Genomic DNA, 16,146 nt, shown 5'->3' with positions numbered 1-16,146 from the left:
TCGTCAATGTTCGGCGAGCCAGGTGCTGTAGAACGCCGGCCGGCCGACGGCCTCGAAAGCAATCCCCTTCACATAGGGCGCGCCGGCAAACACCTGCGGCTCCTCGAAGAAGGGAATGACATAGGCCTGATCCAGCAGATATTCCTGTGCTGCCTTCGCTGCCGCCAGGCGCTTGCTGTTGTCCGTCTCGGAGGCGACGGTCTCGAGGATGCCATTCAGCTTTTCGTCGAAGAAGGTGGCCTTTGGATTGAGGCCGCCCTTCTGCAACAGCGCATCGCGGTTCTTCGGATAGAACTGGCTCTTGATGACGTCGGGATCGGCGCGGCCGACTTCAGCGACGACCAGCGGCGTCTTTGCCGGATCGACATTGTCCGTCACCAGATTGCCGGACGTACCGGCAAGCACCTGCAGCTTGACGCCGATCTTGGCCCATTGCTGAGCAACGAGTTGCAGCACGGCTTTGTTCTGCGGCTGCGGCAGGGATTCATAGACGGCAAGCGCCAACGGCTTGCCGTCCTTCTGCCGCACGCCACCCGAACCCTTGGTCCAGCCAGCTTCGTCAAGGAGCTTTTCGGCAAGCACCGGATCGTAGCTGAGCTTCGAGGAGAGATCCGCATAACCGGCGGCCGCAGATGAGATGATCGACTTTGCCTGCGGATAATTCGCCGAAAACAGCGTTTCGACGATCTCTTTGTTATCCGTGGCATGCAGCAGCGCTTGCCGGACCTTGATGTCGGCGACGAGCGGATTGTCCGGCCGGAAGGCGACACTGTCGTTCACGCCGCGTGTCGGCGCGGCATAGATCGCGAAACTCTGGTCGCTCACCTGTTTTTCGTCATAGGCCTGGAGCTGACGAATGAAATCGGCCTGGCCGGAGAGCAGCGCTCCGATGCGGACGCTGTCTTCGCCGGTGATGATGTATTTGATGCCGTCAAGATAGGCCCGGCCCTGATGTTCGAGCTTGGCCGGACCCCAATTGTAGTCCATGCGGGCCTTCAGAGCGAGCTGCTTACCGAGCGTCTCGCTTTCGACGACGAAGGGGCCGGAACCGATGATCTTTGTCGCATCGCCGAACTGATCGAACGGCAGCGCCAACGTCTTCAAGGCAACGAGGCCGGAACCGATCACGGACGTGCCCTGCAGGAAGCCGGGTGACGACTTCTTGAAATAGAATTTCACGGTGTAGGGGTCTACGACTTCGCTGTGATCGTAGTTGTTGATGACCTCGGAGGCCGGCTGCTTCAGCTCTTTATTGCCAAGGCCGAAGGTATCGTAGTTCTTGGCGACGGCGCTGGCGTCAAGCGGTGTGCCATCGGAAAAGGTGACGCCCTTGCGGATCTTGAAGGTATATTCCGTCGCGCTGTCATTGACGGTCCAGGATTCGGCGATCCAAGGCTCAACCTGTAGCGTCTTGGGGTTCTGGTAGGTCAGCTTGTCGGTGATCTGGTTCAGGATCCCGCCGTTCGGATAGAAGCCCCCAGCCGGCGGATAAAGGTTCGTGTGGGCTTGCTGCTCCAGATAGATCAGCGTCCCACCCTGCACCGGCTTGTTATCGTCAGCCGCGAAAGTGGCCTGGGGAAGCGCAAAGGAGACGAACCCCAAAAGCGTCAATGTCTTCAAATTGCGTACGATTGTCATCTGATGCCTCGAACTGAAATGCATCCAGAGGGTATCGCACCCGCCAGTTCATTCAATATTGTTTATGGAATTACTATGCTATATTTGGGTTGCTGCGGAGAATGAACCTTCGGCCTGTCCCGGCCTCGGGCAATTCCCGTCCACGGCAACTGGATGTTGCATTGCGCGCCCCACCATTGGTGCGCTCGGACTTTTCACGCGGCCTTGAGCCTGCTTTCGACGAGACGGGCGAACAATGTCGCGCCGACCGGCAGAATGGCGTCGTCGACGATGAAGCCGGGATTGTGCGCCGGAACCGTGCCGGAATGGCCGAGCGTGAAGAAGGCTCCGGGCGCATGCAACAGAAAATCCGCGAAATCCTCGCTGCCCATCGCCCGCTTCGGCGCTGTGGAAACCCGCGTCGGCCCCAGAACCTCGCGGCCGATATCGGCGACGATATCGACATGTTCGGCATGGTTGGTGAGGACAGAAAAGATATCGCGGATGTCGATCTCGGCGGTCAGATCATGAGCAGCCGCGACATTCCGGGCGATAGTGGTGAGCCGCGAGCGGATCAACTCCCTGATCCCGTCGGAAAAGGCTCGGATCGTACCACCGACACTCGCCATCTCCGGGATGACGTTGTAGGCCGAGCCGGCCCCTATCTTGGTGACCGACAGAACCGCGGGCTCGGTCGGCGGGACGTTTCGGCTGACGATGGTCTGAAGCGCCTGGACAAGTTCGGTGATTGCCGGGATCGGATCGCGCCCGACATCGGGATGAGCCCCGTGCGCGCCCTTGCCCCTGAACGTCACGTCGAAGAAGTCGGCGCCGGCAAGCACCGTTCCGGCCGTCACATGCAGATGACCCGGTGCCAGAAAGGTCGCATTGTGGAGCCCATAGATCTCGTCGATGGGAAATCGATCGAACAGCCCATCTGCGATCATCGCACGAGCGCCGCCCAGGCCTTCCTCGGCGGGCTGAAAGATGAAGGTGACGGTGCCGGCGAAATCACGGGTCTCGGCAAGGTAACGCGCGGTCCCGAGAAGAATGGCGGTATGGGCGTCGTGGCCGCAGCCGTGAAAACGGTTTGGATAGATGGAAGCATAGGGCAAGCCGGTTTCTTCCGGCATCGGCAGCGCATCCATGTCGGCCCTGAGCCCCACTGACCGATTGCCCGGATGCCGCCCGGTCAGGCGCCCGACGACACCGGTCTTGCCGATACCGCGATGTACCTCGATGCCCCAGGACGCCAGCTTGTCGGCGACGATGCCGGAGGTCCTGACTTCCTCGAAGCCGATCTCCGGATGCGTATGAATGTCACGACGAATCGCAACGAGTTCAGGGACATAACCAGCAATGCGGTCGATGACCTTCGGCGCGGGAGCGTCGTTGGCGGTGGTGTTCGATTGTGTCATGGGAGCATCTCGGAATGGGAAAACAGGCACCGGATCGGAACAACCGGCGACCGCTACTTAAGCATCGAATGCATAAGCAATCTACAAAAATAGTAGATTATTTAGCGTGACGAAACAGACAGGACTCCTGAGATCGAGCTTTGACCATGGGCGGCGCTCACGGTCAGGCTTCCTTCGCCGTTCCTTCCGCAAAACCCCGCCGCCAGAAGGCGACGACAAGATGCCGCTCGCGTGGCAGCTTCCAAGTCCGCCGCGCGAGCTTGCGCAGCTCGACGAAGTCTCCGAATTCGCAGCCGGCCCAGAAATACGTATCCTCTCCCAGACTATCAACATCAAGGCGGCTCAGCGCCTCGGGCAGCAGGCCGGTCGTTCCCGCCGGTCGACCTTGCCGGTAGAGATAGTTGAGCTCGATGTTGTCGGTGCTGCGCAATTCATAACGGCAATCCGGATTGTCGATCTCGATGAACAACCTGGCGCGGACCGACGGCGGAACTTCCTCCAATATCCGCGCGATCGCCGGCAAGGCGGTATCATCGCCGCAGAGAACGAGCGACTGTGCCCCCGGGATCTCGCCACCGGCCGGCGCAAACAATCCGACAAGATCGCCCGACTGTGCATGCAGCGCAAAGGAGGCGCCGGGGCTGGCACCGTCTTCATGGTCGTGCAGGGCAAAATCGATCTCGACTTCGCCGCGCTCGCTATCCCGCGAGCGGATAGTATAGACACGCGACACGAGCCTGTCGTTTCCACCCGGCCAGACGATCCTGCCGTCGGCACCCAAGGCCGGCCATACCGGCGTCGATCCTCTCCGGGGAAACAGCAAACGAACATGCAGCCCATCGGCGGCAAAGCGGTTCAGCTCCGCCCCACTCAAACGCAGCCGTCGCATCTGCGGCGTTACGTTCTCCGCCGAAACCACCCTCATCTCGCGGAAAAACGGCGGCAGACTGCTCTCTGCTTCGCCATCGCCGGACCAGCGCACAGCATCAGAACCAGCAGACGAAGAGAAATATTCCGCCACGACCATCTTGATATAGCAAAGATCGATCTGGTCCTTTGCGGCCACGGTAATCGAGATTTCATCGACTTTCGCTGTGAGATCAGCGCGGCCATAGCGGGAAATGAGCGTTACTTTCCCACCCTCGGCCTCGACATTAGCGACATCGCGAAAGCGCTCGGCAAAATCTGCGACAAGCGCCCCCGCCCGGTCGCTCCTGATGATGGTGCTGGCTTGCAATTCGTTCTCCGGTTCTGTTGCTAGAGGCTATCCGCAGGTCGCACTATCGCAACCGCGTTGCCGTTGGCGCCACGCATCAGCAGGCCGATGGCCGGTACGGCGAGGACCGCGATGACGGCAGCCGTGGTGAAGAAGACGGCGTAGCCGAGATGTTCGGCAATCCAGCCAGCGCCAAGGCCGCCGGCCATGCTGATCAGACCATCGGCGCACTGGAAAAGCGTAAAATCGACCCCGGCCTGCTTCGGATCCGACCAGCCCATGAACTGGGAATAGAGCGCAACGAAGCCGACGGACATCACTCCAGACGAGCTGGCAATGGCAATCGGCATGATGAACACCCTCGGCAGACTGTCGTCGAGACTGAAGAGCGCCAGGCCCGCGAGGAGTGCAGCCTGCAGCAGGATGGCAAGGGTCAGCACCGTGGTGGCACCCCAGAGCCGCACCAGCAGGCCGCCCAAGAGCGCGCCGCTAAAGCCGACGACCATGCTGCCGATGCCGTTCAGGGCACCGATGGTGGCCAGATCGAAACCGCGATCGATCAGAAAGGGGCCGAGCATCGAGAGCCCCCATTTCTGTCCCGCCACGTAGATCGCGGCGATCATCAGGCCTTTCTGCACCTGGGGACGCTTGAGAGCCAGAAGCAGCGATGGCGCGTGCGGCCGCGTCTCGATTGTGCTGCGGGTCGCCGGCCCGAAGACGAACGGCACTCCTAGGATGATGACAAGGAACGCCAAGGCAAAGGCCGCGTAGCTCCAGCCTATGCTGTCCACCAGCACGAGAAACAGGCCGGCGCCGATCGCCGAGCCGAGATAGGAGCCGCCGACCTGCGCGGTGTTTCCCCAACCTTGATGTTCCTTGGCAAGCGTCTCGACCGCATAGCCGTCGCAGGCAATATCCACTGTGGATGTCACCAGCGCGACCAGCAGGAGCACGCACAGCACTGGCGCCAGCGGATAAGGGCCGGTCAGGCCGATGGCGCCGAGGCCGGCGGCGCACAGCAATCCGCCGGCAAATACGATCAGCCGGGACCGGTTACGCCCCTGCGCCGGCAGGCGGAAGCGCTCGACATAGGGCGACCAGAGAAATTTCAGCGCCCAGGGAATGACGGTGAGATAGAGCAAGCCGATCTGGTCCAGCGGCAGTCCCTGCGCGCGCAAGACCGCCGGCAGGCCAAGCATGGTCACACCGCCAATGACGCTTTGGGCGATATAGAGGCCCCCGACCGCGATAAAGACCGCGGCCGGAGACGGAGAGCGCAAAATGGATGGAACCGTTGTCATCAGAAGCGATACCGGACGCTGGCGACAACCTTGCGGCCTTCATCCCAGTAGCAAAAGCCCGTGGTGCAGACCTGCTTGACTTCGTTCAGGAGGTTCGTCGCATTGACCTGCAGCCGCACGCCCTCGAACGAGGGATTGATCTTGCCGAGATCATAGCGAAGTGAGGCATCGACGAAGGTGCGCGCCTTGTTGTCGAGAACCGGCGTGTGAACGTTGTCGCCGAAACTCGAGCCGACATAGCGAAGTCCAGCACCCATACCCAGCCCCTCCAGCGCACCGCTCTGCACCTCGTAATCGGCCCACAGCGAGAACATATGGTACGGCGAGGAATTGAGCGTATTGCCCTTGGTTTCCGAGGTCAGCTTGGTGATCTCAACGTCGTTATAGGAATAGGCGGCAATGAGGTTCAGGCCGTTGTCCAGCGACGCCGTTGCCTCAAGTTCGAAGCCACGGGATTTCAGGTCGAGCTGCCGCAGCAGATTGAGGCCGGAAGAGGTCTCGTAAACCGTGGCGTTCTCCTGATCGATATTGAACAGCGCGGCGGTGATGGACATGTTGCGGTCTGGGATCTGATATTTGACGCCGACTTCGATCTGCTTGCCGAGCGTGGGGTCTGCCTGCTGCGCAACGCTGTTGAAGGTCTGGATCACGCCCGGATTGGCAACGTAGGACGTGCCATAGCTGACATAGGGCATGACGTTCCATGGCGTGACGTAGCCGAGGCCGACGCGGAACGTCGTTTCGCTATCGTCGCGGGAATAACTCGTGCCGCCGGGCGTGTAATCGCTCTTGTGCCAGTCATGGCGAAGGCCGGCGGTAAAGCGCCAGGCATCATATTCGATCTGATCCTGCACATAGATGCCGAGCGAATTCTGCTTCTGGGTTTCGCTGTAGTTGATGTCCGGCATGTAGGAGTAGCTGTCGGTAAACAGGTCCGGACCGCTGCCCTGGCGCGAGGTGTATTTCATGTAGCTGTAGTCGACGCCGGTGATCAGCTGATGCTGGAGCGGTCCGGTGTCGAAATCGGTCTTCAGGTAGGTGTCGGTTGCAAGCCCGCTATTGTCCTCGCGGACGATGCCGGGATAATCAGCGAAGACCCACTCCTGCCTGGCGGAAATGTCGGAATAGCGCAGCTTGTGATAGAGCGTGACGGAATCGCTCAGCGCCTGCTCCAGTTCGTAGCCGATCCGCCATTGCTTCTGCTTGAAATCGTTGAAGCGGGCATCGCTGCCATACTCAGACGTCGCGCCGATCGATGTGCCTGCAAGCCCGTATTTGTTGATGTAACCCCAGGTCCCGCCGGTCGTGGAGTTCATGTATTCGCCGAGCAGCGTCAGCTTGGTGTCTTCGTCGGGCTGCCATGTAAGAGCCGGCGCGATATACTGCCTATCATCCTTGATCGCCGCGATCTGGTTGCGCCCGTCGCGCACCAGGCCGGTCACGCGATAGAGCAGCGTATTATCGTCGTTAACCGGGCCGGAGAAGTCGAAGGCGGATTGAAGCCGGCCATAGGAGCCGTACTGGACTTCGATCTCGCGCAGCTTTTCTTCCGTCGGCCGCTTGGAAATGATGTCGACGATGCCGCCGGAGCTGCTGGCACCATAGACGGAGGCCGAAGGACCGCGCAGCGTGGCAATGGCTTCGACACCGTAGGGTTCCAGCCGGAACAGGCCGTTGGGGCTAGCGATCTGACGCAGCCCATCGCGGAAGATACCGGTATAGGTCAGATCGATGCCGCGGACCTTAAACGCATCATATCGCGGCTCGGCGCCATACTGGCCGAGGCGCGCGCCGGGCGTATAGTTCAACGCCTCGGAGAGGTTTTGCGGCCGCAGATCCTGCAGCTGCTTTTGCGAGACCGTGGAAATGGACTGAGGCGTTTCGGCGATCGGGGTATCGGTCTTCGTCGCGGATCGGCCGGATTTTCCAACGTAGCCGTCCGTCTCGAGAACACCTTTGATGCCCTGGTCCTGGCCCTGGATGACCAGCGGCTCAAGTATGGTCGATCCATCCGCCGCAACACCGCCGGCCCGGGCCGACTGGTCGGCCCGGTCGTAGATGCGGACGGTGTTCGCGCCGGTGAAGCTGTAGACAAGTCCCGAACCGGCAAGCAATTGCGCGACCGCAGCCTTGGCCGGGAGATTTCCGCTCACGCCGCGCGTGGTTTTTCCAGCGGTGAGCGCGGTGGGATAGAGCAGCCGGATATTCGCCTGGCGCCCGAAGGCCAGAATGGCACTTTCCAGCGGCCCTGCCGGTATGGAGACGTTGACCGTCACCTGCCCGGCATTCGCCTCGGGTCTATTAGCTGTCTGCGCCAGGCCGGCGCCTGCAAATGCCGAAATGCCCGCAAAAACCGTCGCCGCGAACGCGCCGCGTCTCACTTTCCAATTCATCGATGCCACACAGGCCCCCTTGATCATCCCTAGGCTTAAACAACGTCGCGCCGCCCGGACGCGCCATTCCTTTACAAAGAGTGAAAACGGCCAGGACCTCCTGACGTCGCGTTTGAAAAAAATTCGATTATTTCGAACGAATGAACACCAGCGCGTCCGTGACCCGGGTCACGGAAACCGGCAGATTGCTTTCTATGATGGCAAGCGCCTCATCGGTATTGGACAGATCGAAGACCCCGGAGACCTTTCGGTCTGCCGCCTGTGCGTCGACGATGACGACGCGTCCGCGACGATATCGGGCGAGCGTTGCCGCCACCTTGCCCAGCGGCGTCGCCGAGAACACCAGCTTCCCCTGTCGCCAGGCGGTTTCGTTCGCGACATCCGCCTTTGCGAGCGTCGCCTTGCCGGAAGCATCGACGGTAATCGCATCACCCGCCCTGAGGATCGTATCGTTGCCACCTGCCTTGACCTCGACCACACCTTCCTCCACCTGGACCATTTGAGGCAGCGAACCGGTCGGGGCCTGGACGGAATAATGCGTGCCGAGTGCGGTCGCGCTCAGCTGGCCTTCATCGACGATAAACGGTCGTGCCGGATTCTTGGTGACATCGAAGAAAGCCTGACCGCGCAACAGTTCGACACGCCGCTCTCCGGCCGAATAGCGCACGGCGATAGCCGTGTCGGTATCGAGATCCACCTGCGTGCCATCCTCCAGCACGACCGATCGCACCTCTCCGACATCGGTATAATAGTCAGCGCGCCAGCGGTCGATCAGGCCCATCTGCTGGATCGTATAGGATGAGGCCGCGATCATGCCGAGCATCATCGCCAATCCAACCGCCCTCGCCCCGGACGAGCGCCGCGCCTTCAAGCTCTCGAGAGAGACCGGTGCATCCTTGAGGCTGCCCCACAGCGCGCTCATCTCGTCATAGGCAACAGTATGAGAGGGATGAGCGCGCAGCCAACATTGGAAATCGGCCCTGTCCAGCTCCGTCGCATCGGCGGATTGCAGCCGCGCGACCCAGCCGGCTGCGGCTTCCGCCAACCGGTCTTCGATTTCTTCGTCGCAACTGTGGCTCATGGTTCCATCGGCCTGTCTTTGGCTCAACAAAAGCGTGCATCAGTTCGGGGTCTCTTCCTAAGAGCCAAAACGATGCACATCTCCTGACGTCGGTTCAGAAAAATATTTCGGCGCGGACCTTCCGGCAATGCAGGAGCGCCTTGATGATATGCTTCTCGACCATGTTGCGGGATATGCCAAGCTCGGCGGCAATTTCGCCATTGGAAAGTCCGCGCAGACGGCTGAGAATGAAGACCTGCTGGCAGCGCGTCGGCAGCGCCTCGATCGCCTTTGCCATGATCAGCAGGCATTGCCGGGCATTGACGATGCGGTCCTGCAGGGGGAAATCGTCGGGCTCTTCCATGCCCGCCTCGTCCGGAGCAAACATCGCCTGCTCCCTGGTCTGCCGGGTCAGGATGACACGCGCCACCGACCGCGCCACCTGGAAAAGATAGGCCTGTGGATTCTCGATGAGTGTCGCATGCGAGGCTTCCAGCATCCGCAGGAATGTCTCCTGCGTCGCATCCGCGACATCATCCCGGTTCTTCAGCCGTCGATGGAAAAAGCGATGAAGCCGTTTTTCCTCGCCCGCGTGAAGGGAATGCAACATATCGGTCATCACATGTCCAAGTCCTGGCGATCCAACAGCTCATATCGGGTCCTGCGCCCGCCGCATCCGCCTGAAGCTTGCGACCCTCGCGCTCTGCCCCTCAAATTTCTTGAGTTTTATTATCATGTTTTGACTACCCCATGTCGGGCCGGCTTGCAACGTCTTCAATCGGGGAAAGGAGCAGAACTGATGCATGGGCATCACGAGCGACACGAGACCATGCCGGCCCCTATCAGGCGTTTTCCGAATAGACCGCCAGATGCTTCATGAGAGTGCCGACCAGGCTATCACGCAGGGGATCGCGCACCCCCTTCAGCCAGGCCGCAGAGAGGGGAAGCTGCCCCGTCGTCCGTTCCCGACCGGGACGAAGCGGAATGTAACGCACACCGGAGACCGCAAGCCGCGATGTCCATTGGGGGACAATCGCCAGGCCGATCTCGGCGGCCACTAGATTGACGATCGTCTGCTTCTCGTCGGCCATCTGTGCGATCCTGACCGTCAATCCAGCCTCGGTGAAGAGTTTGATCGTCATGTCATGGCTATGCGGTCTCGAGCGGCGATCGGGAACGATGAGCGGTTCATCCTCCAGTTCCTCGACAGCTATGCTCTTGCGATCGGCAAGCCGATGACGGTCGGAGATCGCGACAACGGCCGTTTCGTTGAAAAGCCGAAGCAGCTTTATCTTCCGGTCCACGATTTCGGGAGGCCTGATGAATACGAGATCGAGCCGGCCTGATATCAGTTTCGGGAGCAGGCGAACGGTCTTTTCCTCCGAGATCTGCACGGAGATTTCGGGGTGCTCCAGCTTCAGATCATGAAGGAGCTGCGGGATCAGCCCGGCCGCCGCGCTGTCGATCGCGCCGATCCTGATCCCCGTGCGCGGAAGATGCCGGCGATGACGGAACCGCTCGGTCATGGCATCGGCCTGCGCAAGAACCTGCTTCGCCTCCTTCAAGAGCTCCGTTCCGTCCCGCGTGAGCATGACGTTGCGGGTCGTTCGCTCCATGAGGCGCGTACCGAGAAAATCCTCAAGCAGCCGGATCTGCCGCCCGAGCGAGGCCGGCAGGATGCCCAGCGTGCGCGCGGCCCGACCGAAATGCAGTTCCTGCGCGACCGCCACAAAACAGCGTAACTGCTGCAATTCCAAAGACTTGCCCTCTTATTATATCGATAATTTATATAATTTCGGTTTCATTGTCCATGAGCGGTTTCTCCCCCATCGTTTTGGTGACGGCGCAGGAGGTGCGCCAACGTCATCATTCTGGGAGGAAATGGCCGTGGCCAATGAGCTGGAGACGCGCGTTCTGCGCAAGATAACAATTCGCATCGTTCCCTTCATCATGCTGCTCTATCTCATCGCGTTCCTCGACCGCGTGAACATCGGCTTCGCAGCACTGGAGATGAACAAGGATCTCGGCTTCTCGTCGACCGTCTTCGGCTTCGGCGCCGGCATCTTCTTTCTCGGCTATTTCCTGTTCGAAGTGCCCTCCAATCTCATTCTCAACAAGGTCGGCGCCCGCATCTGGATCGCCCGGGTGATGATCACCTGGGGCATCGTTTCGGGCCTGATGGCCTTCGTCCAGGGAGCAACCAGCTTCTATGTCCTGCGTTTTCTGCTCGGCGTTGCCGAAGCCGGTTTCTTTCCGGGCATCATCCTCTATCTGAGCTTCTGGTTCCCGGCTCGCCGCCGCGCCGCCGTCACCGCACTGTTCATGGCCGCGGCGCCGCTTTCGACGGTGCTGGGCTCGCCGATCTCCGGCGCGCTGATGCAGATGCACGGATTGATGGGGCTGGCCGGCTGGCAGTGGATGTTCCTGATCGAGGCAGCTCCAGCATTGGTCTTTGGCGTCGTCGTATTGTTCTACCTGACCGATCGCCCGGCCAAAGCAAAATGGCTGTCCGACGAGGAGCGCAACTGGCTGGTGAAAACCATGGAAGACGAGCAGAAGACCAGAGGCGTCAAGGCAAGCCACAGCATTTGGGCGGGCCTCGTCGACATACGCGTCCTTGCACTCGCCCTGGTCTATTTCGGCACGTCGGCAGGTCTCTATACGCTCGGCATCTGGGCGCCGCAGATCATCAAGGAATTCGGTCTTTCCTCGCTCGAAGTTGGCTTCCTGAACGCCATCCCCGCGACTTTTGCAGTCGTCGCCATGGTCCTCTGGGCGCGGCATTCGGACAGGACCGGCGAGCGCACATGGCATGTCGTACTCGCCTGCCTGCTGGCGGCAGCGGGACTTGCCTTTGCCGCCGGGGCGACCGGCGTACTTGCGGTCCTCATCGCCCTTACCCTCGTCAATATCGGTATCAGCTGCTCGAAGCCGCCGCTGTGGAGCATGCCGACACTGTTCCTGTCCGGGCCGGCTGCGGCAGCGGGCATCGCCACCATCAACTCCATCGGCAATCTCGGCGGCTTCGTCGGCCCCTCGATGATCGGCTGGATCAAGGATCTGACGGGCGGTTTTGCCGGCGGGCTCTGCTTCGTTGCCGGCCTTCTGGTTCTGTCGGCGGCACTGACGCTCATCCTGTCCCGCGCCGCTGCCAAGGCATCGGCAATCCAGGCTGCGGGCCAGCAGTCCTAAACTTCAGATCTCACGGAGAGAAAAATGCGCGAATATGCAATTGCAACCATCCCCGCCGACGGTATCGGCCCGGAAGTCATCGCCGCCGGCACCACCGTTCTTGCCGCGCTCGAAAAGCGTGACGGTGGCATCAGGTTCAACGTCGAAAACTTCGACTGGGGCTCCGACTATTACAAGAAGCATGGCGTGATGATGCCCGCGGACGGCCTTTCCCAGCTGAAGAAGTTCGACGCCATCTATTTCGGTGCTGTCGGGGCACCTGATGTCCCCGACCACATCACCCTCTGGGGGCTGCGCCTGCCGATCTGCCAGGGCTTCGATCAGTATGCCAATGTCCGTCCGACAAAGATCCTGCCAGGCATAACGCCGCCGCTGCGCAATTGCGGTCCCGGCGATCTCGATTGGGTCATCGTGCGGGAGAACTCGGAAGGCGAATATTCCGGCCATGGCGGCCGCGCGCACCGCGGCCTGCCCGAAGAGGTCGGCACCGAGGTCGCCATCTTCACCCGCGTCGGCGTCACGCGGATCATGCGCTATGCCTTCAAGCTCGCCCAATCGCGCCCGCGCAAGTTCCTGACCGTCGTTACCAAATCCAATGCCCAGCGACACGGCATGGTCATGTGGGACGAAATCGCCGCCGAGGTGGCTGAGGAATTCCCCGACGTTACCTGGGACAAGATGCTGGTCGACGCCATGACCGTTCGCATGACGCTGAAGCCGCAGAGCCTCGACACCATCGTCGCCACCAACCTGCATGCCGACATCCTCTCGGATCTCGCCGGCGCGCTTGCCGGATCGCTCGGCGTCGCGCCGACGGCCAATATCGATCCCGAACGCCGCTTCCCCTCCATGTTCGAACCGATCCACGGCTCCGCCTTCGACATCACCGGCAAGGGCATTGCCAATCCGGTCGCGACCTTCTGGACCGCCGCACAGATGCTCGATCATCTCGGTGAACAGGACGCCTCCGCCCGCCTGATGCGCGCCGTCGAACGTGTCACCGGTGCGGGCATCCTCACCCCTGATGTCGGCGGAACCGCAACCACCAAGGACGTCACCGACGCGGTGGTGGACGCAATCTACTCCTCGAACGTCTAGCGGGCAAAAACATGCGCTGGACAGATGCAGAGAGCCGCGCGGTCCTGCGCCGCCTCTTCGATGCCGCCGTGGCAAGTGCCGATCCCGCTGCCGCGGTGCTGCGGCACCTGCCGGAGAAGCCCAGGGGGCGCTGCGTGGTCGTCGGAGCGGGAAAAGCGTCCGCCGCCATGGCGGCGGCACTTGACGCGGCTTGGCCTGATGTCGATGTCTCAGGCGTCGTTGTCACCCGTTACGGGCATGCCGTTCCGGCCGGGCGCATCCGCATCCTGGAGGCATCGCATCCGGTGCCGGATACGATGAGCGAGACGGCCGCTCGCGACATTCTCGCGGCGGTCAAAGGCCTGACGCCGAATGACCTCGTGGTCGCGCTCATCTCCGGCGGCGGCTCGGCGCTCATGGTTGCGCCGGCTGGCAACATGACGCTTGCCGACAAGCAGGCCGTCAATCGCGCCCTGCTGGCAAGTGGCGCGACCATCGGGGACATGAATGCTGTGCGAAAACATCTGTCCGCCATCAAGGGCGGACGGTTGGCGCAGGCCGCGCAACCTGCCCGCGTCGTGACGCTGGTGATCTCCGACGTGCCGGGCGACGATCCCGCCGCCATCGCCTCAGGCCCAACGATCGGCGATACCAGCACCATGGCCGATGTCCGCGATATCATCCGCCGCTATGATCTCGATCTGCCGCCAGCGGCGCGCGCGGTGATCGAGGCTGGAGAGGAAACGCCGAAACCCGAGGCCCTGCCCAGCGACGTGACGATCATTGCAGCCCCCTCCCTCGCTCTTGCGGCCGCCGCTGAAGAGGCCAGGCGAAGCGGGCTCGCGCCGCTCATTCTTGGCGATGCCATAGAAGGCGAAGCAAGAGAGGCCGGTATCGTCATGGCCGGTATTGCGCGGTCCGCGAAAACAAAAGGACTCCCGGTCCGTGCTCCAGCGGTTCTGCTTTCGGGCGGAGAGACGACGGTGTCCATCGGCAAGGGGCCGGCCGGGGCCGGTGGGCGCAATACGGAATTCCTGCTTGGTCTTGCGGTCGGGCTGGCCGGCATGGAGGGCATCTATGCAATCGCCGGCGACAGCGACGGCATCGACGGCACCGAGGACGCCGCCGGCGCGATCTTAACACCCGATACGCTCGCCCGCGCCCGGTTGCTTGGCCTGGATGCACGCGCCTATCTGGCTGCCCATGACAGCTATCGTTATTTTTCAGTACTCGGCGATCTCGTCAAAACCGGCCCGACGCTCACCAATGTCAACGATGTCAGGGCGATCATGATCATCTAAAGGTGGCAGATGGCAGCCTGCGCGATCTCGTCGCCGACCGGCCCGCGAGTCGAGTTGTCCGGCGTTCAACATTGGTGCGACGCGCTCAAGATATGATATCTGCGACCATCCCCCTGTGGAGATGATCTCGATGACAGACGTTATTTTTCGCCCTGCGCAAGCCGCCGATCTTCCGGCGATCATTGCCCTCCTTTCCGATGACGTCCTGGGGCAACAACGAGAGGGTCCCAGCTCGCCGCCGAACCCGCGCTATATCGACGCCTTCCAGGCTATTCTCGCCGATCCCAACCAGCTTCAGGTAGTCGCGACCTTACATGAGGAAGTGATCGGGACTCTCCAGCTCACATTCATCCCAGGATTGGCGCGCAAGGGCGCCTGGCGCGGACAGATCGAAGGGGTCAGAATCGCAGCGGCGCACCGGGGATCCGGCGTGGGGCAGCAGATGTTTGAATGGGCCATCGGTCAATGCAGGGCCAAGGGCTGCGATCTCGTCCAGCTGACGACGGACAAGGAACGGCCGGATGCCCATCGCTTCTACGAGAAGCTGGGATTCGTCGGCAGCCATATCGGCTACAAGCTTACGCTATAGCGCACCTAGCTCGCCATGGCTTCACGGCGATCGGCACCGACGGTCTCGCTCCGATTATGCAAGGAGGTTGCGGGGTCTACGCCACGGCCATATTGACGTGGCGAACAGCCCATCATCCGCTTGAAAGCCGTGCTGAAAGCACTCTCGGATTCGTAGCCGAGCGAGAGCGCGATGGCGGAAATGGAATCGCTGGAATGCGTCAGCCTTTCGCCGGCCACCATCATCCGCCAGCGCGTCAGATAGTCCATCGGCGACGTCCCGACCATCTCCTTGAATTTCAGGGTGAAGGTCGTTCGCGACATGCCGGCGCGCTCGGCCAGAGACGCCAATGTCCAGCGATGCGCCGGATCTTCGTGCATGGCTGTGATCGCCGCCGCCATCTGCCGGTCCGCCAGCGCGAAGAGCCAGCCGACGCCACCCGTTATTCCTTCCGCCAGATGCAGCCGCAGCGCCTGCACCAGCATCGTATAGGCAAGTTGCTGGGCGATGAGGAAGCCGCCCGGCTGCGGTTCACGCAATTCCAGCCGCATGCGCTCCATGCACCAGCGCAACGACTCCCTATCCGCCTCCGTCCGGATATGGACGATCGGCGGCAGCATTGCCAAGAGGACATCGACATGCCCGCCGGTCAGCGTAAAGTGCCCGCCGACAATGGAGAAGTCGCTGCTTCCGTTGAGCTTGGCAATGCTGCCGTTCGGTCTGGTCGGGAACAAGGTGCGATAGTCGACAGGCGCCAAGGCCAGATCGCTGGTAACGCGAAAAGGCCGTCCGCGCGGCAGAACGAAACAGTCTCCCGTCTTCAGGCGCACGGCCTCGGGAACGCCTTCGACCGAGAGCCAACTCTCACCGGACACCACAGCATAGCATTTGATGCCTTCATGCTGGCCGAACCGGATCGACCAATCGCCGCCCGCCTCGAAGCCGCCGAACATATAGCTGCGCGGTTTCAGGAGCGACAGAACGTCTGAGAGCGGATCCATGA

The 16,146-nt window shown here is 61.4% G+C and carries 13 protein-coding genes; 4 read left to right on the top strand and 9 right to left on the bottom strand.

What is annotated here, in order from left to right; genetic code table 11:
- Nucleotides 1-3: 3 nt before the first annotated feature.
- From AC1RO0_RS16490 to AC1RO0_RS16455, 8 genes are all read right to left on the bottom strand, one after another.
- Nucleotides 4-1,638, bottom strand: coding sequence for a TIGR04028 family ABC transporter substrate-binding protein (locus AC1RO0_RS16490; RefSeq protein ID WP_498593960.1), 1,635 nt, complete (start codon nt 1,636-1,638; stop codon nt 4-6).
- 194 nt (nt 1,639-1,832) lie between these two features.
- Nucleotides 1,833-3,035, bottom strand: a complete 1,203-nt coding sequence (locus AC1RO0_RS16485; protein ID WP_498593959.1) for a M20 aminoacylase family protein — start codon at nt 3,033-3,035, stop codon at nt 1,833-1,835.
- A gap of 163 nt (nt 3,036-3,198) precedes the next feature.
- On the bottom strand, nt 3,199-4,272 hold the full coding sequence (locus AC1RO0_RS16480) for a siderophore-interacting protein (protein ID WP_498593958.1): 1,074 nt from the start codon (nt 4,270-4,272) through the stop codon (nt 3,199-3,201).
- Nucleotides 4,273-4,292: 20 nt separating this feature from the next.
- The gene (locus tag AC1RO0_RS16475; protein WP_498593957.1) at nt 4,293-5,552 is read right to left on the bottom strand and encodes an MFS transporter; all 1,260 of its coding nucleotides are present in this window, start codon (nt 5,550-5,552) and stop codon (nt 4,293-4,295) included.
- Nucleotides 5,552-7,945, bottom strand: a complete 2,394-nt coding sequence (locus tag AC1RO0_RS16470; RefSeq protein WP_498594039.1) for a TonB-dependent siderophore receptor — start codon at nt 7,943-7,945, stop codon at nt 5,552-5,554. The genes AC1RO0_RS16475 and AC1RO0_RS16470 overlap by 1 nt, the downstream gene beginning before the upstream one ends.
- A 127-nt stretch (nt 7,946-8,072) precedes the next feature.
- A complete protein-coding gene (locus AC1RO0_RS16465) occupies nt 8,073-9,026 on the bottom strand; it encodes a FecR family protein (RefSeq protein ID WP_498593956.1) in 954 nt (317 codons plus the stop codon).
- 94 nt (nt 9,027-9,120) lie between these two features.
- On the bottom strand, nt 9,121-9,624 hold the full coding sequence (locus tag AC1RO0_RS16460; protein WP_498593955.1) for an RNA polymerase sigma factor: 504 nt from the start codon (nt 9,622-9,624) through the stop codon (nt 9,121-9,123).
- A 223-nt stretch (nt 9,625-9,847) separates the two neighbouring features.
- Entirely contained in the window at nt 9,848-10,762 is a 915-nt protein-coding gene (locus AC1RO0_RS16455) for a LysR family transcriptional regulator (RefSeq protein ID WP_498593954.1), read from the bottom strand.
- A 124-nt stretch (nt 10,763-10,886) separates the two neighbouring features.
- Between AC1RO0_RS16455 and AC1RO0_RS16450 the strand changes: the two genes are divergently transcribed.
- The 4 genes from AC1RO0_RS16450 to AC1RO0_RS16435 all read left to right on the top strand — a co-directional run bounded on the left by AC1RO0_RS16450 (nt 10,887) and on the right by AC1RO0_RS16435 (nt 15,164).
- A complete protein-coding gene (locus AC1RO0_RS16450; protein WP_498593953.1) occupies nt 10,887-12,197 on the top strand; it encodes an MFS transporter in 1,311 nt (436 codons plus the stop codon).
- 24 nt (nt 12,198-12,221) lie between these two features.
- Entirely contained in the window at nt 12,222-13,295 is a 1,074-nt protein-coding gene (locus AC1RO0_RS16445; protein ID WP_007690526.1) for a tartrate dehydrogenase, read from the top strand.
- 11 nt (nt 13,296-13,306) lie between these two features.
- Complete coding sequence (locus tag AC1RO0_RS16440) at nt 13,307-14,575, top strand: glycerate kinase type-2 family protein (protein ID WP_498593952.1); 1,269 nt, start codon at nt 13,307-13,309, stop codon at nt 14,573-14,575.
- A 130-nt stretch (nt 14,576-14,705) separates the two neighbouring features.
- The gene (locus AC1RO0_RS16435; RefSeq protein ID WP_498593951.1) at nt 14,706-15,164 is read left to right on the top strand and encodes a GNAT family N-acetyltransferase; all 459 of its coding nucleotides are present in this window, start codon (nt 14,706-14,708) and stop codon (nt 15,162-15,164) included.
- A gap of 5 nt (nt 15,165-15,169) precedes the next feature.
- On the opposite strand, the gene AC1RO0_RS16430 is transcribed toward AC1RO0_RS16435, so the two are convergent.
- Nucleotides 15,170-16,144 (bottom strand): AraC family transcriptional regulator, encoded by a 975-nt coding sequence (locus AC1RO0_RS16430; protein ID WP_498593950.1) that lies wholly within the window; start codon nt 16,142-16,144, stop codon nt 15,170-15,172.
- Nucleotides 16,145-16,146: the final 2 nt, after the last annotated feature.

The organism is Rhizobium sp. GW821-FHT14E12 (assembly GCF_058803745.1).
This window is presented reverse-complemented; position numbering and strand designations above follow the sequence as displayed.